This is a genomic window from Pseudomonas sp. P5_A12, assembly GCF_056400685.1.
On the sequence record NZ_JBFUKU010000288.1, the window covers coordinates 1 to 6,596 of the forward strand.

7 protein-coding genes are annotated in these 6,596 nt (G+C 61.0%); 2 read left to right on the plus strand and 5 right to left on the minus strand.

Features of this window, described 5'->3' with window-relative positions:
* The first annotated feature begins 213 nt into the window (after positions 1-213).
* Positions 214-588: a DUF6124 family protein gene (locus AC1DSG_RS25600; protein ID WP_477793378.1), complete on the plus strand. Its 375-nt coding sequence runs from the start codon at positions 214-216 to the stop codon at positions 586-588.
* Between the two features lie 171 nt (positions 589-759).
* Here the strand turns inward: AC1DSG_RS25600 and AC1DSG_RS25605 are convergent, their stop codons facing one another.
* Positions 760-1,119: a PilZ domain-containing protein gene (locus AC1DSG_RS25605; RefSeq protein ID WP_477793379.1), complete on the minus strand. Its 360-nt coding sequence runs from the start codon at positions 1,117-1,119 to the stop codon at positions 760-762.
* Positions 1,120-1,364: 245 nt separating this feature from the next.
* Entirely contained in the window at positions 1,365-1,736 is a 372-nt protein-coding gene (locus tag AC1DSG_RS25610; RefSeq protein ID WP_477793380.1) for a tetratricopeptide repeat protein, read from the minus strand.
* 165 nt (positions 1,737-1,901) lie between these two features.
* On the opposite strand from AC1DSG_RS25610, the gene pyk reads away from it, so the two are divergent.
* The gene (pyk, locus tag AC1DSG_RS25615) at positions 1,902-3,353 is read left to right on the plus strand and encodes a pyruvate kinase (protein WP_477793381.1); all 1,452 of its coding nucleotides are present in this window, start codon (positions 1,902-1,904) and stop codon (positions 3,351-3,353) included.
* Positions 3,354-3,495: 142 nt separating this feature from the next.
* On the opposite strand, the gene AC1DSG_RS25620 is transcribed toward pyk, so the two are convergent.
* The 3 genes from AC1DSG_RS25620 to AC1DSG_RS25630 are packed head-to-tail and all read right to left on the minus strand — an operon-like array spanning position 3,496 to position 6,309.
* Complete coding sequence (locus AC1DSG_RS25620; RefSeq protein ID WP_477793382.1) at positions 3,496-4,245, minus strand: enoyl-CoA hydratase-related protein; 750 nt, start codon at positions 4,243-4,245, stop codon at positions 3,496-3,498.
* Positions 4,246-4,274: 29 nt separating this feature from the next.
* The gene (locus tag AC1DSG_RS25625) at positions 4,275-5,210 is read right to left on the minus strand and encodes an iron-sulfur-binding ferredoxin reductase (RefSeq protein ID WP_477793383.1); all 936 of its coding nucleotides are present in this window, start codon (positions 5,208-5,210) and stop codon (positions 4,275-4,277) included.
* A complete protein-coding gene (locus AC1DSG_RS25630; protein WP_477793384.1) occupies positions 5,203-6,309 on the minus strand; it encodes a GGDEF domain-containing protein in 1,107 nt (368 codons plus the stop codon). Before AC1DSG_RS25630 ends, AC1DSG_RS25625 begins: the two co-directional genes overlap by 8 nt.
* Positions 6,310-6,596 lie beyond the last annotated feature (287 nt).

The following is a 6,596-nucleotide window of genomic DNA, read 5'->3' on the forward strand; positions in this document are numbered from 1 at the left end:
TCAGCGATCGGGTTTAGTCGCCCGGCGGTTTGATACATGTGTATAAACGTCATCCAGTCGGGTAATCCCTATCCCCGCACTTGATGGTGGCTGTTCGCAGGGCGCCCTCGGGCGCGCCGGAATTCGTATCTCCGCCGGTCGACTAACCTGCTTACAGCCGCCACCCCCTCGTTTAGTCGCGAGACGGTGGCAGCCCTATGACGGAGATCGATCATGTTCAAACCAACACCCAATCCACCCCCCGAAACCGACCCGGTTTCCCCCTACGCCAGCCTCGATTCAAGAAAGCTCCACACTGCCGCCGACAAGGCGCTGGACCATTACCTCAAACCCGACGTCGAATCCCTTCGCACTTCCCAGGACCGCGCCATGAAAATGTTCACCGTTGTCCCGGATGCCAACCCCGAAGCCCTGACCATCGAGACCTACGAAACCTTTTCGACGGTCAGCATTCTGCTGCTCGACCTGGCTGAAAGCCTGGACAACACGCTGCGGCATCTGGCGATGGCGATTTATCGGATGAGTGAGTTCGGGTTGATGCTGGTGGAGCGGTCGCTGGATAACGAGCGGGCGATCAAGACGACGTAGTACAAAATCCCTGTACCAGCCGGCGCAGCCTGCGTCGGCCGGTCCGCGCTCGGGCGCAGCAGTCGTAAAACCTGCGCTCACGGTGTACCTGATACGCCGAGGTGCCTGAATTCACGACGGCTTCGCCGCCGAACGCAGGCTTCGCCAGCTGCTACAGGTTGTGGGGTGTTGTCACGCCGAGGCAGGCAACGGCTGAAAACTGAAGTACTGCCTCAAAGCCTTCACCAACTGCCCATACTCCGGCGGTGCCCGTTGCAGGCTGAACCCGGCGTCGTAGTGCTGCGGCGTTTCGTCTTCATGGCACCACAGGCAACTTGCCGTCAGGTCGATGACCTGCAGGCAACCATTGGTGGCGGGAATTTTCAGACGCAGGTCGAAGTCGACGCCCACCATCATGGGCAACTGGCTGATCAGCATCAGCCCTTCTTCGGACACGTTGCCGAGATAGCCGATGGGTTTGTCGGTGACGCTGTTGAACACTTTCAGGAAATACGGCAGCTGATGCCGCGTGATCCGGCGGTTGGTAAACATGCGCAAATGGCCCAGCAAGACCCTTAAGCAGGGCCGCACTACTGCTTCGGAACGGGTCTTCTTCTTTATTGATAGAAGTGAAGGCGCGCTCTCCCCGATCCCGGTGCGACAGTCCATGCAACCGCTGACGCCTACTTCTGCCGATCACAGGTATGACCTCGGGTTTAGAGGCAAGGCTCTAAAACCGATCTCTTGGACTATAGCTCACCACCGCCAGTGAGCCAGCCCTTGCGTGGCGACTGCAATCAGTACGTCGGACGCACGGCCGTAGCGCTTCTCAGCGGGTAACGGCCTTGGCTCTCCAGGGTTTCCAGACGAGCGCGGGCACGGTAGGCGTATTCGCTGTGGGGGTACGTCTCGATGATGTACTGGTAAGTCTGAGCCGCATCGATATACAGCATCTGCTTTTCCAGGCACTGGCCGCGCATCATCGACACTTCCGGCCACACATGAGGCCGTGCACGGCTGGAGCGCTCCACTTTCGACAGTTCGAGTATGACCTGCTCGCAATTGCCACGGTCGTAAGCGCTGTAGGCGAGATTCAAATGATGGTTCATCGACCAACGGGCGCAGCCCGTCACACTGAGGGCAAGGACGGCAATGAGCGCGAATCGCATGGGGGTTCTCCTGTAGTGAGCTCTGTATCGACCCGTTGTGCAAAATCTTCAGGCTGCCTGTAACGAACGTTTAAAGATAAAAGCCAATAAGTAGTGCATTCGAACAATGACTACACCCAAAGATGATAGTAGCCTCACTCAGCGCTTGAACTCAGGAGTCTTTGCATGTCCGTCCGTCGTACCAAAATCGTCGCCACCCTTGGCCCGGCCAGTAACTCGCCGGAAGTTCTCGAACAGCTGATTCTGGCTGGCCTGGACGTCGCCCGCCTGAACTTCTCCCACGGCACCCCCGACGAGCACAAGGCTCGCGCGAAGCTGGTGCGTGACCTCGCAGCCAAGCACGGCCGCTTCGTCGCCCTGCTGGGTGACCTGCAAGGCCCGAAAATCCGTATCGCCAAATTCGCCAACAAGAAGATCGAGCTGAAGATCGGTGATCAATTCACCTTCTCCACCAGCCATCCTCTGACCGAAGGCACCCAGCAAGTGGTCGGCATCGACTACCCCGACCTGGTCAAGGACTGCGGCGTAGGCGACGAGCTGCTACTCGACGACGGCCGCGTGGTGATGCGCGTGGATACCGCCACCGCCACCGAACTGAACTGCACCGTGCTGATCGGCGGTCCGCTGTCCGACCACAAAGGCATCAACCGTCGTGGTGGTGGTCTGACCGCTCCAGCCCTGACCGAGAAAGACAAGGCCGACATCAAGCTCGCCGCCGAGATGGAAGTCGACTACCTCGCCGTGTCCTTCCCGCGTGACGCTGCCGACATGGAATACGCCCGTCAACTGCGCGACGAGGCCGGCGGTACTGCCTGGCTGGTGGCGAAGATCGAACGCGCCGAAGCCGTGGCTGACGACGACACCCTCGATGCGCTGATCAAGGCGTCCGACGCGGTGATGGTGGCTCGTGGTGACCTGGGTGTGGAAATCGGCGACGCCGAGCTGGTGGGCATTCAGAAGAAAATCATTCTGCACGCACGCCGCCACAACAAGGCGGTGATCGTCGCGACCCAGATGATGGAGTCGATGATCCAGAACCCGATGCCGACCCGTGCCGAAGTGTCCGACGTGGCCAACGCCGTGCTCGACTACACCGACGCCGTGATGCTCTCGGCGGAAAGTGCCGCTGGCCTGTATCCACTGGAAGCTGTGCAGGCGATGGCGCGCATCTGTGTCGGCGCTGAAAAGCACCCGACCAGCAAGACCTCCAGCCACCGTATCGGCAAGGTCTTCGAAAGCTGCGACCAGAGCATCGCGCTGGCGGCCATGTACACCGCCAACCACTTCCCGGGCGTAAAGGCGATCATCGCCCTGACCGAAAGTGGCTACACGCCGTTGATCATGTCGCGCATCCGTTCGTCGGTGCCGATCTATGCGTTCTCCCCGCACCGCGAAACCCAGGCCCGCGCGGCCATGTTCCGTGGCGTCTACACCGTCCCGTTCGACCCGGCATCGTTGCCGCCTGGGCAAGTCAGCCAGGCCGCGATTGACGAGTTGCTGAAATTGGGTGTTGTGGAGAAAGGCGACTGGGTCATCCTGACCAAGGGCGACAGCTACCACACCATCGGCGGCACCAACGGCATGAAAATCCTGCACGTTGGCGACCCGATGGTCTGAGTGACCGACTGCTGAAAAACAAAAGCCCCGCCTGATCGTTCCCACGCTCCGCGTGGGAATGCAGCCCGGGACGCTCCGCGTCCCAAAGCGGACGCGGAGCGTCCGTTGAGGCATTCCCACGCAGAGCGTGGGAACGATCAACTCAATGCCGTTTGATAAACCCGGTCAACGCCGCCAACGCTTCCGGTGAGCGCAACCGCTGGGTGAACAAAGCACCCTCTTCTTCTATCACCTTGCGCAGCAAATCCCGGTCCGGCGCTTTCATCAATTGCTTGCTGATGCGCACCGCTTCCGGCGGCAGCGATTCAAAACGCAACGCCATCTCCCGCGCCTTGGCCAACGTGGCTTCGCCACTGCCCAACGCCTCGGTAGCAATGCCCCACTCTGCCGCCTGTTCACCGCTGAAACCTTCTCCCAGCAACAACAACTCCGCCGCTTTGGCATGCCCGAGCAAACGCGGCAGGATCAGGCTGGAACCGAACTCCGGGCATAAGCCGAGATTGACGAACGGCATGCGCAGGCGAGCATCACGACTGACGTAAACCAGATCGCAATGCAGCAGCATGGTCGTACCAATCCCCACCGCCGCACCCGCTACTGCAGCGATCACCGGTTTGCGGCATTCCAGTAAATTGAGCATGAAGTGAAACACCGGGCTGTCGAGGCTGCCTGGCGGTTGCTGGATGAAATCAGCGATGTCGTTGCCAGCGGTGAAGCACTCGGCACTGCCGGTGATCAGCACGGCATTGATTTCGGGATCGGTGTYGGCCTGTTTCAGCGCCTCGGCCAGATGGCTGTACATGTCGCGGGTCAGGGCGTTTTTCTTCTCGGGGCGATTCAGGCGTAGCGTCAGCAAACCGCGTTCGCGTTCGATCTGGATGGCTTCGGTCATGAGGGTCTCGCGTCTGAAAAAATCAGCGCTCAACCACGAGGCAGGAACACATCGGCCAGCAGTTGATTGCGCGGCAACCCCGCGAGGTACAGGCGCCGGGAAAAGGCGTCGACACTGTCGGGGGCTCCGCAGACTAAGGCCAGGGTTTGCCGGGAGACAAGSCGCAGTTGCGCCAATGCCTGCGGCAGCTCGGCCGGGGTCCAGAGTTCGACGCTGAGGTTTTCACGGCCCTCGGCCATGGCGTGCAGGGGTTTGGCCAGATAATGCTCGTCGGCGTCATGGGCCAGGTGAATGACACGAATGGCGCCCTGATGATCCTGACGCAGCGCTTCGCGTAATACGCCAAACAGCGGCCCTAAACCGGTGCCGGCGGCCAACAGCCACAGCGGTCGGGAGTGCCAGTCCGGGTCGTAGTGCAGCGAGCCGCCGCGCAGTTCGCCGAGGCGTATCGAATCGCCGATTTTCAACTGACGGGCCGCGTCGCTAAATTGCCCGGGCTGACGACAATCGAGGTGAAACTCCAGAAAGCGGTCTTCTTGCGGCAGGCTGGCCAACGAATAAGGACGTGCCACATTGCCCGCCCACAACACCAGATGCTGCCCGGCGCGGTAGCGCAATGGACGCTCAGGTATCAGACGTAAACGCAAGACACTGGCGCTCAACCAATCCACGGCCGCGACCTCGGCCGGACGGCCGTCCTGCTGCGGGTCGAAGGTGTGCACTTGCAAGTCCTCGACCACCTGGCACTGGCACGCCAGGCGCCAGCCTTGTTGGCGTTGCTCTGCACTCAAGGCATCGGGTCGGCTGTCGCTCGGTAACCCCTGCACACATTGCACCAGGCAGGCATGGCAACTACCGGCGCGGCAACTGTAGGGGACGGCCACGCCGTTTTGATTCAAGGCATCGAGCAGATTGCTGCCCGGTGCCACCGACCACTGACGCTCGCCGACCCGCAACTCAGGCATCGACGTTCTCCCAGGCCGCCGCACAACGATTGCGACCCTCACGTTTGGCGCGGTAAAGCGCCTGATCGGCGCGTTGCAAGGCGTCGTCGAGATCGTCGCCCGGTTCCAGCAAGGTCATGCCCGCGGACAAACTGAGATGGACGACGTCGAGGCCGATCAGCTCGACATCGGTGAAGGCAATGCGCAACCGCTCACAGCACGCGGTCAGGCGTTCGGCATCGCAATCGGGCACCATCACCACGAATTCTTCACCGCCATAACGCGCCAGCACATCGCCGTCGCGCAGGCACGCGGTCGCGACGCCGGCAAAGGCTTGCAGAACCTGGTCGCCCGCCGCATGGCCGTGGACATCGTTGATGCGTTTGAAGTGGTCAAGGTCGATCAGCGCCAGGCCATGCACGACGCCAGCGTCCATGGCGTTCAGCTCGCGGGAGGCCAGGCGCAGGAAATGGCGGCGGTTGAACAGCCCGGTGAGTTCGTCGGTGGCGACCAGGTCTTCGAGCTGGCGCATCATCCCGCGCAGGGTGTCCTGGTGCGCTTGCAAGGCGAAGCGCCGCTGGCGCATGCGCTGACGTGAAGCCTGCACATAGCGGGCGTAGAGCACCAGCCAGATCAGCACAATCAGCAACACGCAGACTTGCAACCCGGCCAGCGCCGGGTCGCGGAGCTGAAAGTGGTAGCCCTCCCACAGCGTGATCGCACTGAAACTGAAGAACACCAACAGCGCACACCGCACCAGCGCTCGGCGCGACAGATGAAACAGCCCGAAGAGCAGGATCAGCACGTAAAACACCAGGAACGCGCCGCGTGCCTCATCCAGGTTGGCGATCAGCCAGGTTTGCCAGCCCAACCCCATCAACACCTGCACTTCGGTCAGGCTGGGGTCAGAAAAGCGCAGGTTGCAGCCGCTGTAAAACACCGCGAATAAAGCCGCCTGGCTGATGACCACTAATCCAGTGCCGACGGTCAGGCTGGCCACGGACTCATCGAAGTGTCCGGTAAAAAACGCCAGCCACAGTAGCAGCAGCGCCAGGGCGTAAGTGCCGGCTGCAAGGGCAAAGCGTTTGAGTAAAAGCTGTTGAAGGGCGTTATGGGTCAATCGTTGACTCACCATGCGAAAGAAAGCTGTTTGAGTGTCCTACTCTACAGTCCGGTTGCCACTTTAGTGGCGGGCCGGATAAATGACCATTCAATTTTCTGGACGGAAAACCGCCGTCAAAAGTATGACCCGTTTTCACCCACCCCGATCCCTGTAGCAGCTGGCGAAGCCTGCGTYCGGCGGCGAAGCCGTCGTSAATTCAGSCACCTCGGCGTATCAGGTACACCGTGAGCGCAGGTTTTACGACTGCTGCGCCCGAGCGCGGACCGGCCGACGCAGGCTGCGCC